The following is a 17,062-nucleotide window of genomic DNA, read 5'->3' as shown; positions in this document are numbered from 1 at the left end:
GGCCTCAGAGGCCGAGGATCAGGCCGACCACGAAGCGCAGGGCCTGGTCCACCACGGTGAAGAACAGGCTCGTCACCACCACCATCACGAAGACCATGATCGTGGTGATCGTGGTCTCGCGGCGGCTCGGCCACGTCACCTTGCGCGCTTCGTCGCGGACCTGGGCGAAGAACTCGCCGGGGGTCGCGCGCTTCTGCGGCGCCCGGACCGGCGTCGCCGGACGGGCCGGCGGCGGGTTCGCGGGACCGCGGGCCGCGCCGCGCACCAGATCCACCTTCTTGGTCGCTTCGTTCGATGCCATGGTGCCAGTGTCTGTCGCGTGTTCGGCCCCGGGCAGAGACCGCTCCGGGAACGCGAATGTCGGCGCCGAGGACCCGGATGGGCCCGCACCGACGGTCGCTTCAGATCTCGGATTGGGCCCGCTCTAGCGCAACTCCGGCGGCTTGTCGACCGGGCCGCCGCGCGGGATCGGGCAGGATGTCTGGCAGGAGTGGAGGGACTCGAACCCGCAACCTCCGGTTTTGGAGACCGGCGCTCTGACCAGTTGAGCTACACTCCTAGCGCGTTGCCCAATGCCTCATCGTGGACCGGCTTGCAAGGGGTTCGGCGGCATGGTGGAGGCCGGCGAACCCGGAATCGCATCCCTGCATCCCGGTCACGTGGGGATGCGGCCCCGCGAAGGGCGCGAGACCTCGGTTTCGGCGCCGCGCTGCCGGGCCCGATCGGCCGGAGGCATCCCCGGTTACGGCGAACCGCGCAGCCGCCGGGAATCAGCGGCCGTGATCCGCCCGCTCCGTCGTGTTCAGCGGCCGGACCTGGTGGCCGTCAAAGCAGAACAGCTCGTCGCTGCGGCCATACGGTCCGGTGCGCAGGTAGCGCGTCGCTTCCGCGGCCAGGTCGCGTCGGGCCGGGCTGCCGGACGGCCAGGCGAGGAGCAGGTTGCGCGTCGGTCCGGCCAGCGTGATGCTGTCCGTCTTGAGGGCGGTCCGGATCTCGTCGAGATAGGACGGCACGAGCAGCCGCGCGATGGCGAAGTCGTCGCCGGGATCAGCCATGGCGAACAGGGGCGCACCGTCCCCGAGCACGAGCTCGAACGGCGCATCCGCCGAGGTGGCGGCCAGGTTCGCTACGGCCGTCGTCTCCACCAATGCGGGATCGACCTGCCAGCCCGCGAGCATCTCGCGGGTCACGTACTGATAGCGATTCGGCTCGTCGAGGACGTAGACCACGTGCAGCGTCTCGGAAAACCGACGATGCGCGAGCATCTTGTATTGTTGGAGGATCTCGTTCGGCACGAGCTGCGGGCGCAGGCGCGACCGGATCGCCGCGAAGTCGCCCGTGTCCGGCGCGGGGACGGCCTTCGCGAAGGCGACGCCGAGGAACTCCTCCACCTCCCGACGGCGTTCGGTTTCGGAGAGGCCGTCGACGCGCTGATACAGGTTGGTGAGGTCGATCGTCTTCGTGCCGACGCTGATCTGCGCCGGATCCGCCTCCAGAAGGATTTTCGCCCCCGGCCGGAGGCCCTGGATCAGCACCGCCACCTCCGCGCGGAAGCGTCCGTCGGTCAGCGCATCACCCCAGGCCGCGCCGGCCAGGACCGCCGCTCCCACACAGATCAGGGCCATGAGACACCCGGCCCGGAGAATGGAGCCGACCGACATCCGAGTCTCCCCGAAGACCGCGCGGAGACACGACAAAGCAACGCCGGCGCTCCGTCAAGACGAAGGCCGGCGGGACTCATATCGATCCGGGTCGATATCCACTGGACTCACCCCGGAGTGCTTGCGGCCCGGCGCGCGGTGCGCCGGGCCTCGCGCGCGTTTCAGTCGTTGATGGCGGCGACGACGCCGGCGCCGACGGTGCGGCCGCCCTCGCGGATGGCGAAGCGCAGCTTCTCCTCCATGGCCACCGGCACGATCAGCACCACGTCCATGGTCACGTTGTCGCCCGGCATCACCATCTCGGTGCCCTCCGGCAGGGTCACGATCCCGGTCACGTCCGTCGTGCGGAAGTAGAATTGCGGCCGGTAGTTCGTGAAGAACGGCGTGTGCCGCCCGCCCTCTTCCTTGGTCAGGATGTAGGCCTCGGCCTTGAACTTGGCGTGCGGCTTCACCGAACCCGGCTTGCACACGACCTGGCCGCGCTCCACGTCCTCGCGCTTCGTGCCGCGCAGCAGCACGCCGACGTTGTCGCCCGCCTGGCCCTGGTCGAGCAGCTTGCGGAACATCTCCACGCCGGTCACCGTCGTGGTCTGCGTGTCGCGGATGCCGACGATCTCCACCGTCTCGCCGACCTTCACGATCCCGCGCTCGACCCGGCCCGTCACCACCGTGCCGCGCCCCGAGATCGAGAACACGTCCTCGATCGGCATCAGGAACGGCAGGTCGATCGGCCGCTCCGGCTGCGGGATGTAGCTGTCGACGGTGGCCATCAGCGCCAGCACCGCCTCCTTGCCGATCTTGGGCTCCTTGTCCTCCAGCGCCATCAGCGCCGAGCCCTTGGTGATCGGGATGTCGTCGCCCGGGAAGTCGTACTTCGACAGGAGCTCGCGCACCTCGAGCTCGACCAGCTCCAGCAGCTCCTCGTCGTCGACCATGTCGACCTTGTTGAGGAACACCACCAGCGCCGGGACGCCGACCTGGCGGGCCAGCAGGATGTGCTCGCGGGTCTGCGGCATCGGGCCGTCGGCCGCCGACACCACCAGGATCGCGCCGTCCATCTGCGCCGCCCCGGTGATCATGTTCTTCACGTAGTCGGCGTGGCCGGGGCAATCGACGTGGGCGTAGTGCCGGTTGGCCGTCTCGTACTCCACGTGCGCCGTCGAGATCGTGATCCCGCGCGCCTTCTCCTCCGGCGCCTTGTCGATCTGGTCGTAGGCCGTGAACGTCGCCCCGCCCGTCTCGGCCAGGACCTTCGTGATCGCCGCCGTCAAAGACGTCTTGCCGTGATCCACGTGCCCGATCGTGCCGATGTTGCAGTGCGGCTTGGTGCGAGCGAACTTTTCCTTGCCCATGATTCCCATTCCTGCGGCGGGGACCAATCGGAGGCCCCGGATCCTGGTCGGCCGCCCCGAACTCGGACAGGGGCGCAAAACGCGGTCCGCTTAGAGGGTCGGCCGCCGGGGATCAAGGTCCCGCACGCGGCGGGGCCCTGCGGCCGCCTCCGCTGTCAAGCCGCACCTCAGCGTCTTGAACGTGGAATTATCAGTCTCCGGAAATCGAACCGGCACTTTCGGGACACAGTGTGGCAGCGGAGGCATAGCGGGATCTGTGCCGCCCAGCTTAACTGCGCTCAACAACGCACAAGCTTGGATCCCGCCACCATGATGAAGAAGCTCCTCCTCGCCAGCGCCGCGACCGCCCTGGTCACGACGGCCGCCTCGGCCGCCGACCTGCCGCGCCGCGCCGCGCCGCCGCCGGTGTTCACCCCCGTGCCGGTCTTCACCTGGACGGGCTTCTACGCCGGTCTCGAGTCGGCCTACACCTTCACCGACCGTGAGCGCATCACCACGGTCGGCGTCCTGCCGGGCAACGCCAACAACGTGGCGCTCGGCCGCCGCCCGTTGCTGACCTCGACCTCGCAGGACGGCATCGCCAACGTCGGTGGCACCGCCGGCTACAACTACCAGTTCACGCCCGGCTCGGGCATCGTGGTCGGTATCGCCAACAGCATCGACTGGACCGACATCACCAAGAATCGGGTGGTGCTCGGCACCGGCAACGTCGCGGGCGGCGCGCCGAACATCAGCCAGTTCCGTCAGAGCCTCGATTGGCTCGGCACCCTCACGGGCCGCGTCGGCTACGCCTTCGATCGCGTCCTGGTCTACGGGATGGGCGGTCTCGCCTACGGCAACGTGTTCCACGACGCCAACTTCTACACCCCGGGCGGGCGCCTGCAGTTCGCCGGCCGCTACGACGACTTCAAGACCGGCTTCGCCTATGGCGGCGGTATCGAGTTCGCGCTGCCGACCGACAGCTTCCTGAACACCTTCGCGATCGGACGCTACCTGGGCATCAAGTACGACGCCATCACCGTGAAGGCCGAGTACCTGCACTACGATCTCGGCAGCCAGAGCGTGCTGGTCGGCGCCATCGCGGGTGTCGGCAACGGCTCCTACATCTCGCGCTTCCGCACGGAGGGCAGCATCGTCCGCGCCGGCTTCAACTACAAGTTTGGCGGCTTCTAGTCCTCTCAACATCCCCCGGGACGCTTGTCCCGGGCGAGCCATGGGGCGCGTGCCGGATCCGGCACGCGCCCTTTTTCATGGCCGGTATCGCGTGACGCCTCAGCTTGCCGATCGATCCTGAGGGCGATCGGCTCCGCAGGTGCGCAGATGCGCCACCAAGCGCTCTGCCCCGGACGCCGGCGCGCCCACGTTGAGAATCCTCAGGTCGGCCTCGACAGGGACCTCGCGGGCGAGCCGCGCGGCGAGGTCGCCGTCCTCGGCCCGGCCCCGGGCGGCGAGGCGCTGCATCAGGATCTCGGGGGGCGCCGTGATCTCGACGACGCTCACGCGCGGGTCGGCGGCGCGGGCCTGTGCCACGACGCGGCGGGAGACGTTGCAGACCACCACGTGCCCCGCCGCCACGAGACGGCCGGCCTCCGCCGGGATGGCGTAGCCGAGGCCGTGGGCGCGCCAATGCAGGGTGAAGCAGCCCTCGGCACAGCCCTCCGCGAAGGCGGCCGCATCGATCTCATCGTTGTCCTCGTCCGGCGAGGGCGGTCGCGTCACGAGGCGGCGCGGGAAGACATAGCGCGGGTCTCCGGCGAGCGCCGCCCGCGCCAGCCGGATCAGCGTGTCCTTGCCGGCCCCGCTCGGGCCGACCACCAGGACCAGGCACCCCGCCATCAGGCGACCCGCCGGCCGGCGCGCCAGACCTCGCGGACCACCGGCACACCCTCGGCCCGCTGCACCCGGACGAGGTCGGCCCGCAGGCCCAGCGCCAGGGCGCCGCGATCGGTCAGGCCGGTGGCGCGGGCCGGGTTCGCCGTCACCGTGGCGAGCGCCTCCGGCAGGGTGATCGCCGGCACCCGCTCGGGCAGCAGGAAGGCCGCCATGAGCAGGCTCGCCGGTACGTAATCCGACGACAGGATGTCGAGATGCCCGGCCTCGGCCAGCGTCTGGGCGGCGACGTTCCCGGAATGCGAGCCGCCGCGGATCAGGTTCGGCGCGCCCATCATCACGGTGAGGCCCCGGCGGTGGGCGGCCTGCGCCGCCTCCAGGGTGGTGGGGAATTCGGCGAGCCGCACCCCCTCGCCGACCGCGAGATCGACATCGGCCAGGGTGGTGTCGTCGTGGCTCGCCAGGGGGATGCCCATCTCCCGCGCGTAATGGACCAGGGCCGGGCGGTTGCTGGCATTGAGGGCCTGGCCGTCCCGGATCTTGCGCTCGGTGTTGGCTCGAATCTCGTCGATCGGGCGGCCGCCCCGGGTCGCGTAGGTGAAGTACTTCTCCATGTCGCGGAACTGCCGCTGGCCCGGGGTGTGGTCCATCAGCGAGATCAGGCCCACGGGATGGTGGGCGCTGAAGGCCGCCACCGAGTCGAGCACGTCGGACGAGGGCAGCTCGCAGCGCAGATGCGTGAAGTGCTCGGCCCGGAACAGGCCCTGGGCGCGCGCGGTGGCGATCGCCGCCCCCAGCTGCTCCAGCTCCGAGCCGAGGCCGCTGCCATCCGGATCGCTGCCCGCGCGCAGGGAATCGAACACCGTGGTGATGCCCGAGGCGGCGATCTGCGAATCGTAGGCCAGCACCGCCCCGAGCGGGTGCCAGCGCACCTTCGGCCGGGGGGCGTAGTGGCTCTCGAGGTGGTCGGTATGCAGCTCGATCAGCCCCGGGATCAGGTAGTCGCCCCCGAGGTCGAGGCCGCGGGCTCCCGCGCGTCCCTCGCCGATCTCCGCGATGGCCCCGTCGATGACGGCGAGCCAGCCATGCTGAATCCGGTCCGGCAGGACCAGGGTCGCGTTCTCGATGATCAGGTCGTCCATCGTATCGGTCCTCAGGCTGCCCGGGCTGGCGGCGCGAAGCGGGTGACGTCGACCACCCGGGTCGCTACAGCATCGCGCATCTCGCTGTCGTGGAAGATGCCGAGCACGCCGGCCCCGCCCTTCAGCTTCTCGCGCACCAGCTCGGCCACCACGGCGCGGTTCTGCGCGTCGAGGGAGGCGGTCGGCTCGTCCAGCAGCAGCAGCGGCCGGTCGGCGATCAGGCCCCGGGCGATGTTGACCCGCTGCTGCTCGCCCCCCGAGAAGGTCGCGGGCGGCAGGCCCCAGAGCCGTTCGGGCAGGTTGAGCCGGGCGAGCAGATCCTTGGCCCGGGCCTGCGCCGTCGCCGCGTCGAGCCCGCCCTCGCGGCCGGCGGCCTCGACCACGTCGAGGGCCGGGACCCGGGGGATCACCCGCAGGAACTGCGACACGTAGGCGATGACCCGGGCCCGCAGGGACAGCATCACCCGCGGGTCGGCCCGGACCACGTCGATCACGGCGTCGCCGTCCCGGATCCGGATCGCGCCCGCATCGCAGCGGTAATTGCCGTAGGCCATCTTGAGCAGCGAGGACTTGCCCGCCCCCGAGGGGCCGCCGAGCACCACGCACTCGCCGGGCTCGACCGCGAGGCTGACATCGCCCACCACCGGCAGCACGACGCCGCCGCGCAGGTGCAGGGTGAAGCTCTTGGCGACGTCCTGGAAGGTCAGAAGCGCGGTCATGCGGCGAGCACCGAGGAGACGAGGAGCTGGGTGTAGGCCTGCGCGGGATCGTCGAGCACCTGGTCGGTCAGCCCGGTCTCGATGACCCGGCCGGCGCGCATGACCACGATCCGGTGCGACAGGAGCCGCGCCACCGCGAGGTCGTGGGTGACGATGATCACGGCGAGCCCGAGCTCCGCCGAGAGCCGGCGGATCAGGTCGAGGAGCCGGGCCTGGACCGAGACGTCGAGCCCCGAGGTCGGCTCGTCCATCAGCACCAGCCGGGGGCCGGTGACGAGGTTGCGGGCGATCTGGAGCCGCTGGCGCATGCCGCCGGAGAACCGCGTCGGCGGGTCGTCGATCCGGTCGGCGGCGATCTCGACCCGGCCGAGCCAGTCGAGCGCCTGGGCGCGGATCCGGCCGTAATGGCGCTCGCCCATCCCCATCAGCCGCTCGCCGACATTGCCGCCGGCCGAGACCGCCATGCGCAGGCCCTGGGCCGCGTCCTGGCGGACGAAACCCCACTCGGTGCGCATCAGCGCCCGACGCCCGGCCTCGCTCAGGCCGGCGAGGTCGCGCAGGCCGCCGTCGCGCATCCGGTAGGAGACCGTCCCGGCATCCGGGGCGAGTTCGGTGGCGATGAGGGAGAGCAGCGTCGACTTGCCCGAGCCGGATTCGCCGACGACCGCCAGCACCTCGCCGGGCACCAGGTCGAACGACACGTCGGCGCAGGCGAGGCGGGCGCCGTAGCGCTTGGTCAGGCCGCGGACCTGAAGCAGGGGCTCGCTCATCGGGTCACCTCTGCGACGTCCGGCACGAAGGGGGGATCCAGGCGGAAGCTGTAGCCGTAGCGCTCGAAGCCGAGGCCCTCGTAGAAGGCGTGCGCCGGCTTGGCGTCGACATTCGACGACAGGGCGAGCTTGTAGCAGCCCCGGGCCTGGGCGAGGCGGAACGCCTCATGCATCATCGCGCGGCCGAGGCCGCCGCCGCGATGCCCGGACGCGACCACGACGCTCTCGACCAGAGCCGAGGGCATGCCCCAATGGGCGATGTTGTCGAGGACGATGAGGCAGAAGGTGCCGACGACCGCGCCGTCGACCTCGGCCACGTAGAGCCCGTAATCGGGATAGGCGGTCTCGAGCCGATCGAGGAGCGCTTCCGCCTGCGCCAGGGTCGCCACTCGCCCGCCGTTCAGCTCAGCGTAGAGGTTGAGGATGGCGGGGAGGTCGGGCTGCCCGGCCCGGCGGACCGTGAGGCCGGTCATGCCGCGTCCCCCGTGCCGATATGCCCGTCCGCGCGGCGGCCCTCGCAATGGTCGGTGTCCGAGCAGACGAACATCCGCCGGCCGGCATCGTCGAGCAGCACCTCGTCGAGATAGACGCCCTCAGCTCCGCACAGCGCGCAAGGGTGGGTGAATTCCTGCACGCGGAACGGATGGTCCTCGAAATCGAGGCTGCGGACCCGGGTGTAGGGCGGCACCGCGTAGATGCGCCGCTCGCGGCCCGCGCCGAACAGCTGGAGGGCCGGACAATCGTCCATCTTGGGGTTGTCGAATTTCGGCGTCGGCGACGGGTCCATCACGTAGCGGCCGGCCACCTCCACCGGGTAGGCGTAGGTGGTGGCGATGTGCCCGTGCCGGCTGATATCCTCGTAGAGCTTGACGTGCATGGCCCCGTACTCGGCGAGCGCGTGGAGCTGGCGGGTCTCGGTCTCGCGCGGCTCCAGGAAGCGCAGGGGCTCGGGGATCGGCACCTGATAGACCAGGGTCTGCCCCTCCGAGAGCGGCGTCTCGGGGATGCGGTGGCGGGTCTGGATGATCGTCGCCTCGGCGGTCCGGGTCGTCGTCGCGACCCCGGAGGTCTTGGCGAAGAAGCGGCGGATCGAGACCGCGTTGGTGGTGTCGTCGGCGCCCTGATCGATGACCTTGAGCACGTCCGCCCGACCGAGGATCGCCGCCGTGACCTGCACGCCGCCGGTGCCCCAGCCGTAGGGCATCGGCATCTCCCGGGAGGCGAACGGCACCTGGTAGCCCGGCACCGCGATCGCCTTGAGGATCGCCCGGCGGATCATCCGCTTCGTGCCCTCGTCGAGATAGGCGAAGTTGTAGCCGGAGCCCGTGTCGCCCCTCTCCTCCCCCTTGCGGGGAGGAGCCGGAGGTGGGGGTAGTGCAGGATCGAGCGCTACGGTGCCGTCTGCACCACCCCCACCCCTGACCCCTCCCCGCAAGGGGGAGGGGAATGAAGCCGGCATCGCTGTTTCGCTCATTCCGCGGCCTCCTGCATCTCGACGGGTTCGGATTTCCGCTCGAACTCGGCGCGTAGCCGGCGAACCAGTTCCAGCTCGGCCTGGAAGTCGACGTAGTGCGGCAGCTTCAGGTGCTCGACGAAGCCGGTCGCCTGGAGGCTGTCGCAATGGGCGAGCACGAATTCCTGGTCCTGGGCCGGGCTCGCCACCGGCTCGCCGAGTTCCTCCGCCCGCAGGGCCCGGTCGACCAGGGCCATCGCCATGGCCTTGCGCTCGCTCTGGCCGAAGGCGAGCCCGTAGCCGCGGGTGAACTGGGGCGGCGCCGCCCCCGAACCCTTGAACTGGTTGACCATCTGGCATTCGGTGAGCCGGACCCGGCCGAGCGGCACCGGGAAGCCCAGCTCCTCGGGGACGAAGTCCACCGCGACTTCGCCGACCCGGATCTCGCCCACGAACGGGTGGGTGCGGCCGTAGCCGCGCTGGGTCGAATAGGCGAGGCCGAGCACGAAGCCCTCGTCGCCCCGGGCCAGGGCCTGGAGCCGCAGGGCCCGGTCGGCGGGGTAATCCACCGGCTCCCGGGTGAGGTCGCCCGGGGGCGTGCCGTCATCCGGGGGGGCGGCCTCGATCAGCCCGTCCCGGGCCAGCAGGTCGGTGACCCGCGGGCAGTGCCCGGCATCGTCGCGCGGCTCGGCCTCGGCGGCGGCCTGGACCTCGCCCTCGGCGGCCAGCGCAAAGTCGATCAGCCGGTGGGTGTAGTCGAAGGTCGGCCCGAGCACCTGCCCGCCGGGCAGGTCCTTGAAGGTCGCCGAGACCCGGCGTTCCACCGCCATGACGCCGGTATCGACCGGCACCGAGGCGCCAAAGCGCGGCAGGGTCGTCCGGTAGGCGCGGACCAGGAACACCGCCTCGACCACGTCGCCCCGGGCCTGCTTGAGGGCCAGAGCCGCGAGGTCGGGGTCGTAGAGCGAGCCCTCGGTCATCACCCGGTCGACCAGCAGGGCCATCTGCGCGCGGATCTGCGCCACGGACAGCTCCGGCACCGCGGGGTCGCCGCGGCGGGCCTCGGCCAGGAGCCGGTGGGCGTTGTCGATGGCGGCCTCGCCGCCCTTCACGGCCACGTACATGGCTAATTCTCCGTGACGGCGGTGGAGCGCGGCAGGCCGACGACCCGGCCGGGGGCGGTGAGGATCAGGTCGACGCCCAGGGGGAAGTCGGCGCGGTTCTCCGCGCACTGGGCGACGAAGCCCTCCGGCAGGGGCGCCAGCGCCACGCGGGCGGTGCCGCGGATGCCGGGGCCGGCGAGGCACAGCCCCGCCCCCTCGGTGATCGCGTCGAGGGCGAGCACCAGGGTGGTGGCGGTGTCGGGATAGGCCGGCGTGCCGGACGCGAAGGTGCCGAGCGGCGGGCAGCGGGCCGGATCGCCGATCAGCGCGAAGGCGGCCCCGGCCGGATCGTCGGTGAGGGGCGCCCCGGTGTGGAAGCGCAGATACACGGCGACCTCGGGGGCCGCCGCCAGGCCGGCATCGAGCCAGACCGGCGTGTCGGCATCGGTGAGCGCCAGCGCCACGGCGGCGAGTTCCGGGGTCAGCGGCGCCGGGGGCTCGAGGCCGGCTCGGAGCGGCCGGGGCCGCCCCGGCCGGGCGAGGGCATCCATCACCGCGCGGAACGTGTCCTGCGCATCGTGGACCGGATCGGCGAAACCGGGTGCGAGCATGCTCAGTCCTCCCCGCGGGCGACGGTCAGGAATTCGACGCGGGTGGCGGCGATGCGCCGTGCCGCCTGTCGGCGCGCCGCCTCGGTCCGGGCGGCCGCGCCGGCGAGGGCCGCCTCGACCCCGGCGCGCCGTGCCGAATCCTGCCAGAGGGCGTCGAGGATCGCGGCCAGCCGCGCCTTCGTGCGGTCGCGACCGAGATGGTAGGCGAAGCCGGTGCTGCCATCCGGGAGACGGATCGACGCCCGGGTCACGCTGACCTCGCCGAAATGGAACGGCCGCCCGTCGCCGCCGATCCGGCCCTCGGCCATCACCAGCCCGGTTTCCGGGGGGCGCAGATCCTCCGCCGCCGGGGCATCGAGGCACGCGACGGCGGCTTCGAGCTCACTCCGGCCGGCTTCGGCGCAGAGCGCCATCATCGCCCGCCGGGCTTCGATCCCGGGACCATTCTGCGGTCCCGTCGGGTTCGGGGTCATCGCGAATCCCTCCGTCGCATCGTTGTATAGATATATAGACAACTGGCGCCCCGGGCACAAATGAAGTTTGGATGACAGGATGGACGCACAGGAGCAGGCGCCCGGCCTCGTCCGGGGTGAGGGACTGGCGGCGTGGCGGCAGATCGCCGACGCCCTCACGGCCGAGATCGCCGCGGGATCCCACGCACCCGGGCAGCAGCTTCCCACCGAGGCGGCGCTCGCGGCGCGGTTCTCGGTGAACCGACACACGGTGCGCCGGGCCCTCGCCGCCCTGGCCGAGAGCGGCCTCGTGCGGGCCAGCCAGGGCCGGGGCACCTTCGTCGAGGACGCCCCGCTGGCCTACCCGATCGGGCCGCGCACCCGCTTCTCCGAGATCGTCGCCGGGGCCGGCCGCGAAGCCTGGGGCGACCTGATCGCCTCGGGCACCCGCCCGGCCGGCTCCGAGCAGGCGGCGGCGCTGGCGCTCCCCCCCGGCGCGCCGGTGCTGGAACTGCTGACGGTCCACCGGGCGGACGACACCCCGCTGTCGACGGCGCTGACCTGGCTGCCGCTGCCACGCTTTTCGGGCTTCGCCGAGGCCTATGCCGAGCGCGGCTCGATCACCCGGGCGCTGGCGGCCTGCGGCGTCCACGACTACACCCGGCTCTCGACGCGCATCCGCGCCCGCCCGGCCGATGCCCAGGAGGCGGGGCGCCTCGACATCGCCCCCGGGCGGGTTGTGATGGTCGTCTCGAGCGTCAACATCGACCAGGCGGGCGTGCCGATCCAGGCGAACCGCACCCTGTTCGCCGCCGACCGGGTGGAGCTGGTGATCGGCACGTGAGGCCGGTCAGCGCGCCGCCGGCCCGATCAGCGCCCGGCGCAGGCGGGTCGAGACCCCGTCGATCGCCGCCACGGTGACGAGGATCATCAGGACCAGGAAGGCGACCTGCCTCAGCTCCAGCACGCGGATCAGCTCGGTGAGATACTGGCCGATACCGCCGGCGCCGACGATGCCGATGATCGTGGCCGAGCGGGTGTTCGATTCGAAGAAGTACAGCACCTGGCTCGCCAGCACCGGCAGCACGGCGGGGATCAGGCCGAAGCGGATCCGGTGCAGGGCCGAGCCGCCCGAGGCGACGACGCCCTCGCCGGGCCGGCGGTCGCAGGTCTCGATCGCCTCGGAGAACAGCTTGCCGAACGCCCCGAAATCCGAGCACGCGATGGCGAGCGCCCCCGCGAAGGGGCCGAGCCCGACGACGTTGATCCAGATCAGCGCCCAGATCAGCACGTCCACCGAGCGCATGACGTCGAGGCCGCGGCGGACGGCGAAGCGCGCGAACGGGTTGGGGACGACATTCCGGGCGGCCAGGAACGCCACCGGGAAGGCCAGGATCGCCGCCGTCAGCGTGCCGAGGAAGGCGATGCCCAGGGTCTCGCCCAGCGCGTGCAGGAAGGTCCAGAACTGGCCCTCCGGGGACGGCGGCAGCATCAGCACCGCAAAGGTGCCGAGCCGCCCGAGCCCGTGGAGGATCCGCGCCACCGAGAAATCGAGGCGCCAATAGCCGAACGCCGCCAGTCCGAGGAGGAGGCCGATCACCCCGGCCAGGCGTGCCCGCGCCGCCCAGTCGATGCGGAACTGCGCCGGGTAGCGGGCGCGCAGCCGGGCGAGGTCGGCCCGGGCGGTCGCCCGCAGGGTCTCGGACCGCGCGCTCATCGTGCGTGCTCCGGGCCGATCAGCCGATGGCGGACCCGCTCGGTGGCGAGGTCGATGCAGAACACGGTGAGGATGATCAGCACGAGGATCGCGCTGACATCCGCATAGTAGAAGTTGCGGATCGCCACCAGGAATTCCTGGCCGATGCCGCCGGCGCCGACGAAGCCCATCACCCCCGCCCCGCGCACGTTGATCTCGAACCGCAGCAGCGCGTAGGAGGCGAAATTCGACAGCACCTGGGGCAGCACCGCGAAGCGCACGGTCTCGATCCACGTGGCGCCCGAGGCCGACAGGCCCTCGACGGGACGCATGTCGATGTTCTCGACCACCTCGGAGAACAGCTTGCCGAGCGCCCCCGTGGTGTGGATGGCGATGGCCAGCACGCCGACCATCGGCCCGAGGCCGAAGGCGATCACGAAGAGCAGCGCGAACACCACCTCGGGGACGGTGCGGCAGACCTCCAGGAAGCGCTTGGCGGCGATGCGCAGCAGGCGCGACCGCGCGAGGTTGGCGGCCGCCAGGAAGCTCAGGGCGAAGCCCGCGAGCCCGCCGAGCAGCGTGCCGAGATAGGCCATCAGCAGGGTCTCGCCCAGCAAGCCAAGCCAGTTCGGCAGGCCCCAGTACCAGGCGCGGACGTCCTCGATCGGATGGTCGAGGCCGATCGGCGGCAGGATCTCTTGGATATACGCGGTGAACTTGCCGATGTTCTCGATGAAGACCAGCGGCCGCACCTCGGCGGCGAGCCCGGCGAGCAGCGCCAGCACCGCGACGATCGCGAAGCCCGCCAGCGTGCGGCGGCGCGCGGCCCGGGTCGCCGCCGCGTAGAGGCCGGAGAGGGCGGCTTCCCGCTCCGGCGGCAGGGGTGTCGGGCCGTGCGAGGTCGGCATGCCCGGATCAGGACTTCTTGCGCTGCTCGTCGTTGAACTTCAGCATGTCGATGATCGGCTGATAATCCTTCAGCGTCACCGGGGTGAGGCCCTGGTCCTTGCCGTCCGACAGCCGGTCGAACGCCGCCTTGTCGGCGGTCGGCAGAGCGATGAAGGCCTGGCGGATCTTGGCCTTCAGGTCGTCGGGCAGGCTCGCCAGCACGGCGAAGGGGCCCTCCGGCAGGAAGTCGGACTTGAACACCACCCGGAAGTCCGACTGCTGCATCGGCGTGCCGTCCGGCTTCTTGAGCATGCCCTTGGCGGCCATGCGGGTGACCATCGTGTCGGTCTCGGAGTTCCAGAGATTGGCGGCGGCGTCGGCGGTGCCCTGGGTGAGCGCCAGGACGGCGTTCTCGTGGCTGCCGGCGTAGAAGGTCTTGGCGAAGAACTTCTCCACGTCGTAGCCGGCCCGCTTGAGGAAGAAGCGCGGCGCCTGGTTGCCGGAGGTGGAATTGGGGTCGACCAGAGCGAGGTTCTTGCCCTTGAGGTCCTCGACCGTCTTGTACGGGCTCGTGGCCAGCACGTAGACCACCGAATAGTAGCCCGAGGCGCCGGTCTCGTGCTTCTGGTTCACGATCGGCTCGATCTTCACCCCGGTCATCACCGCCCGGGCGAAGGAGGCGGGGCCGTACCAGGCGATCTGGATGTTGCCGGCGCGCTGGCCCTCGATCACGGCCGCGTAGTCGCTGGCGACCCGCAGCTTCACCGGCACGCCCAGGGTCTTGGTCAGGTAGGCGGTGAGCGGCGCCCAGCGATCGGCGGTGCCCGAGGCGTTCTCGGCGGGGATCACGCCCAGCGTCAGTTCGGGATACTGGGCCTTCCAGTCCTGGGCGGCGGCCGGCAGGCCGAGGAGCGCGAGGGCGGCGGCCGCGGCCGCGAGGGTGCGTCGGGTGATCATTGCGTTCTCCTGTGCGGGCCCTGGGGCAGGGCTCGGCCGGCCGGCCCCCTGCGCGCCGGGGTGACGGACATCGTTGTCGGCTCAGGCGCCGATCGCGGCTTCGCGGACCGGACGCGCGGGCATGGAGCCGGGCAGGCCCGGCATGGCCGCCCGCTGCTCCGCCTCGCGCTGCGCGGAATCGTCGAGCACCTCGCCGGCCTCCAGCCCGTAGAGCCGGCGCGCCACGTCCTCGGTGAGGTCGAAGGGGCCGCCCTCGAACACCACGCGGCCCGCCGCGAGGCCGACGAGGCGGTCGCAATAGGCGCGGGCGAGGTCGAGGGAATGCAGGTTGCACAGCACCGTGATGCCGTAGCGCCGGTTCACGTCGGCGAGCGCATCCATCACGAGGCGTGTGTTGCGCGGGTCGAGGGAGGCCACCGGCTCGTCGGCGAGCAGGATCTCGGGCTCCTGCACGAGGGCGCGGGCGATGGCGACGCGCTGCTGCTGCCCGCCCGACAGGCCATCGGCCCGCTGGCCGGCGAACTCGCCCATGTCGAAGCTCTCCAGGGCGGCGAGCGCCATGGCCCGGTCCGCGTCGGACCACAGGCGCATCAGGGCCCGGTGGCTCGGCACGTGACTGAGGCGCCCCATGAGCACGTTGGTCATCACGTCGAGGCGGCCGACGAGGTTGAATTGCTGGAAGATCATGGCGCAGCGGGTGCGCCAGTCCCGCAGGGCCCGGCCCCGCAGGGTCGTGACGTCCCGCCCGTCGTGGAGGATACGGCCCGAACTCGGATCCGCCAGCCGGTTGATCAGGCGCAGCAGCGTCGACTTGCCGGCACCCGAGCGGCCGATCACGCCGACGAAGCTGCCGGGCTCGATCCGCAACGAGACACCGTCGACCGCGCGCCGGTCGCCATACTGGCGCGTGAGATCTTCGATGACGAGCATGCATCCATCCGCGGCGGAATGGCCGCAGCTAAACGCCGCTTCTACGACGGTTGGATGACGAAGACCTCGGAATATCTATAGCCGACGAATGAATAGGGATCCGCGCGGGTATCTTACCGAGATGATGTCGCCGCCACGCGGACGAAGACGGTGTCCGCGGCGGCGATGTCACGCCGAAGCTTCGTGACGGTCCAGAAACGCTTCGATGGCGAGCCCGCGGAAATCCGGCAGCGCCCGGCGCAGGCGCGCGTGATCCCAGTCCCACCAGGCGAGGCGCTCCAGGCGCGCGGCGATCGCCTCGGGGAAGCGGGGCCGCACCGGCCGCGCGGGATTGCCGACCACGATCGTGTAGGGGGCGACATCGCGGGTGACGATCGCCCCCGCCCCGACCACCGCGCCGGTGCCGATGCGGCGGCCGGGCAGGACGACGACCCCGTGGCCGATCCAGACGTCGTGGCCGATCGTCACCGGGCTCGACCGGCGCCGGTCGAAGAAGGCGTCCTCGTCCGCCTCCTCCGGCCAGTAGGCGCGGGCCCGGTAGGTGAAATGCGCCTGCGATGCGCGCTCCATCGGATGGTTGCCGGGATTGATCCGCACGCTCGCGGCGATCGAGCAGAACTTGCCGATCGTCGTGTAGATCACCTCGCCGTCCTGGGCGATGTAGGAATAATCGTCCAGGACCGATTCGGTGATGCGGGTGCGGGCCCCGATCTCGGTGTAGTGGCCGAGGCGGCTTGCCTGGACCCGGGCGCTGGGATCGATGGCGGGCGCGAGCCCGAGGGGCTGGTCAGCCATGGGCGTCTCCGAAGGGCAGGCGCGCCAGGAGCCGGAACGGCCCGGACCCGTCCTGGGTCAGGAGGCACACCGCGTCGATCACGGCGGGCTCCGGGCCCGAGGCGGCATAGGCCGCGGCGAGGCGCCGGTGCCAGCCGTCGTGGTCGGGCCCCGGCAGGGCGTCGGTCAGGGTCATGTGGAAGCGGAAGGCCTCGAACACGTAGGGGTAGCCCCAGCGGTCGAGCAGCGCGCGGCCGCGGGAATCCAGCCGCTCCGGCCGGCGCTTCGCGCGCTCGGCCCCGGTCAGCGGCGCCCGGAACGGGTCGAGGGCGGCGACGCATTCGGCCGCGAGCAGGCCCAGACCCGGCGGCGGGGCCTCCGGCACCAGGGCGAGGAACGGTCCGAGCGCCGCGACCACCAGCGGCCCGAGCGGCACCGGCGGGTGCGCGGCGGCGAGGCCCCGGGCGGCGGCGACGAGATCGGCCTCCGCGGTCCCCGGCGCGAGGCGCAGCGGCGCCTTGAGGGTCGCGTGGAAACCGTAGAGCCGGGCCCCCGCCGTGACCGCAGCGAGGCCGCCCGGTGTCTCCGGATGCGGGACCGTCCGCCCGGACGCGTTGTCGTAGCCGAGCACGGCGTTGCCGAACGCCTCCAGACGCGAGCCCGGAGCAGGGAGCCAGTACAGGGCGTAGCGGCGCGACACGTCCAAAGCCTCCGGGTATCTCGC

General features: G+C 71.5%; 20 protein-coding genes and 1 tRNA gene. 2 read left to right on the top strand and 19 right to left on the bottom strand.

Annotated features, from left to right (window positions below; genetic code table 11):
- Positions 1-4: 4 nt before the first annotated feature.
- The 4 genes from secE to tuf form a co-directional block, all read right to left on the bottom strand.
- Positions 5-301 carry a preprotein translocase subunit SecE gene (secE, locus tag AC3IF3_RS14075; protein WP_243969861.1) on the bottom strand — a complete coding sequence of 99 codons (297 nt, stop codon included), beginning with the start codon at positions 299-301 and terminating at the stop codon, positions 5-7.
- 181 nt (positions 302-482) lie between these two features.
- Positions 483-559 (bottom strand) — tRNA-Trp (locus AC3IF3_RS14070).
- A gap of 211 nt (positions 560-770) precedes the next feature.
- On the bottom strand, positions 771-1,625 hold the full coding sequence (locus tag AC3IF3_RS14065) for a DUF1444 domain-containing protein (protein ID WP_489216693.1): 855 nt from the start codon (positions 1,623-1,625) through the stop codon (positions 771-773).
- A 197-nt stretch (positions 1,626-1,822) separates the two neighbouring features.
- Positions 1,823-3,013: an elongation factor Tu gene (gene tuf / locus AC3IF3_RS14060; RefSeq protein ID WP_489216691.1), complete on the bottom strand. Its 1,191-nt coding sequence runs from the start codon at positions 3,011-3,013 to the stop codon at positions 1,823-1,825.
- Positions 3,014-3,322: 309 nt separating this feature from the next.
- Here tuf and AC3IF3_RS14055 point away from each other — a divergent pair, with 309 nt between their 5' ends.
- Positions 3,323-4,186 (top strand): outer membrane protein, encoded by an 864-nt coding sequence (locus AC3IF3_RS14055; protein WP_243964800.1) that lies wholly within the window; start codon positions 3,323-3,325, stop codon positions 4,184-4,186.
- A 99-nt stretch (positions 4,187-4,285) separates the two neighbouring features.
- On the opposite strand, the gene phnN is transcribed toward AC3IF3_RS14055, so the two are convergent.
- From phnN to phnG, 9 genes are read right to left on the bottom strand one after another with little or no spacing between them, the layout of a single operon-like run.
- Entirely contained in the window at positions 4,286-4,849 is a 564-nt protein-coding gene (gene phnN, locus AC3IF3_RS14050; protein WP_489229274.1) for a phosphonate metabolism protein/1,5-bisphosphokinase (PRPP-forming) PhnN, read from the bottom strand.
- Complete coding sequence (locus tag AC3IF3_RS14045) at positions 4,849-5,985, bottom strand: alpha-D-ribose 1-methylphosphonate 5-triphosphate diphosphatase (protein WP_489229272.1); 1,137 nt, start codon at positions 5,983-5,985, stop codon at positions 4,849-4,851. Before AC3IF3_RS14045 ends, phnN begins: the two co-directional genes overlap by 1 nt.
- Positions 5,986-5,996: 11 nt before the next feature.
- Complete coding sequence (gene phnL / locus AC3IF3_RS14040; RefSeq protein ID WP_243964797.1) at positions 5,997-6,704, bottom strand: phosphonate C-P lyase system protein PhnL; 708 nt, start codon at positions 6,702-6,704, stop codon at positions 5,997-5,999.
- On the bottom strand, positions 6,701-7,474 hold the full coding sequence (gene phnK, locus AC3IF3_RS14035) for a phosphonate C-P lyase system protein PhnK (protein WP_489216687.1): 774 nt from the start codon (positions 7,472-7,474) through the stop codon (positions 6,701-6,703). The genes phnL and phnK overlap by 4 nt, the downstream gene beginning before the upstream one ends.
- Positions 7,471-7,947 carry a GNAT family N-acetyltransferase gene (locus AC3IF3_RS14030; protein WP_489229270.1) on the bottom strand — a complete coding sequence of 159 codons (477 nt, stop codon included), beginning with the start codon at positions 7,945-7,947 and terminating at the stop codon, positions 7,471-7,473. The genes phnK and AC3IF3_RS14030 overlap by 4 nt, the downstream gene beginning before the upstream one ends.
- Positions 7,944-8,948 carry an alpha-D-ribose 1-methylphosphonate 5-phosphate C-P-lyase PhnJ gene (locus AC3IF3_RS14025; RefSeq protein ID WP_489229269.1) on the bottom strand — a complete coding sequence of 335 codons (1,005 nt, stop codon included), beginning with the start codon at positions 8,946-8,948 and terminating at the stop codon, positions 7,944-7,946. The genes AC3IF3_RS14030 and AC3IF3_RS14025 overlap by 4 nt, the downstream gene beginning before the upstream one ends.
- Complete coding sequence (locus AC3IF3_RS14020) at positions 8,945-10,051, bottom strand: carbon-phosphorus lyase complex subunit (protein WP_243964794.1); 1,107 nt, start codon at positions 10,049-10,051, stop codon at positions 8,945-8,947. The genes AC3IF3_RS14025 and AC3IF3_RS14020 overlap by 4 nt, the downstream gene beginning before the upstream one ends.
- A gap of 2 nt (positions 10,052-10,053) precedes the next feature.
- Entirely contained in the window at positions 10,054-10,641 is a 588-nt protein-coding gene (phnH, locus tag AC3IF3_RS14015) for a phosphonate C-P lyase system protein PhnH (RefSeq protein WP_489229267.1), read from the bottom strand.
- Between the two features lie 2 nt (positions 10,642-10,643).
- The gene (gene phnG / locus AC3IF3_RS14010; protein ID WP_489229266.1) at positions 10,644-11,114 is read right to left on the bottom strand and encodes a phosphonate C-P lyase system protein PhnG; all 471 of its coding nucleotides are present in this window, start codon (positions 11,112-11,114) and stop codon (positions 10,644-10,646) included.
- 79 nt (positions 11,115-11,193) lie between these two features.
- Here phnG and phnF point away from each other — a divergent pair, with 79 nt between their 5' ends.
- Complete coding sequence (gene phnF / locus AC3IF3_RS14005) at positions 11,194-11,937, top strand: phosphonate metabolism transcriptional regulator PhnF (RefSeq protein WP_489229264.1); 744 nt, start codon at positions 11,194-11,196, stop codon at positions 11,935-11,937.
- A gap of 6 nt (positions 11,938-11,943) precedes the next feature.
- Here phnF and phnE (AC3IF3_RS14000) read toward each other — a convergent pair whose 3' ends face one another.
- The 6 genes from phnE (AC3IF3_RS14000) to AC3IF3_RS13975 all read right to left on the bottom strand — a co-directional run bounded on the left by phnE (AC3IF3_RS14000) (position 11,944) and on the right by AC3IF3_RS13975 (position 17,038).
- The gene (phnE, locus tag AC3IF3_RS14000; RefSeq protein WP_489216679.1) at positions 11,944-12,810 is read right to left on the bottom strand and encodes a phosphonate ABC transporter, permease protein PhnE; all 867 of its coding nucleotides are present in this window, start codon (positions 12,808-12,810) and stop codon (positions 11,944-11,946) included.
- On the bottom strand, positions 12,807-13,697 hold the full coding sequence (gene phnE / locus AC3IF3_RS13995) for a phosphonate ABC transporter, permease protein PhnE (protein ID WP_489229263.1): 891 nt from the start codon (positions 13,695-13,697) through the stop codon (positions 12,807-12,809). Before phnE (AC3IF3_RS13995) ends, phnE (AC3IF3_RS14000) begins: the two co-directional genes overlap by 4 nt.
- Positions 13,698-13,704: 7 nt before the next feature.
- On the bottom strand, positions 13,705-14,634 hold the full coding sequence (gene phnD / locus AC3IF3_RS13990) for a phosphonate ABC transporter substrate-binding protein (protein ID WP_489216675.1): 930 nt from the start codon (positions 14,632-14,634) through the stop codon (positions 13,705-13,707).
- 81 nt (positions 14,635-14,715) lie between these two features.
- Entirely contained in the window at positions 14,716-15,564 is an 849-nt protein-coding gene (gene phnC / locus AC3IF3_RS13985; protein WP_489229261.1) for a phosphonate ABC transporter ATP-binding protein, read from the bottom strand.
- Between the two features lie 168 nt (positions 15,565-15,732).
- Positions 15,733-16,359 carry an LbetaH domain-containing protein gene (locus AC3IF3_RS13980; protein ID WP_489229259.1) on the bottom strand — a complete coding sequence of 209 codons (627 nt, stop codon included), beginning with the start codon at positions 16,357-16,359 and terminating at the stop codon, positions 15,733-15,735.
- Positions 16,352-17,038 (bottom strand): DUF1045 domain-containing protein, encoded by a 687-nt coding sequence (locus tag AC3IF3_RS13975; RefSeq protein WP_489229257.1) that lies wholly within the window; start codon positions 17,036-17,038, stop codon positions 16,352-16,354. Before AC3IF3_RS13975 ends, AC3IF3_RS13980 begins: the two co-directional genes overlap by 8 nt.
- Positions 17,039-17,062: the final 24 nt, after the last annotated feature.

This window comes from Methylobacterium sp. J-118, assembly GCF_057836565.1.
This window is presented reverse-complemented; position numbering and strand designations above follow the sequence as displayed.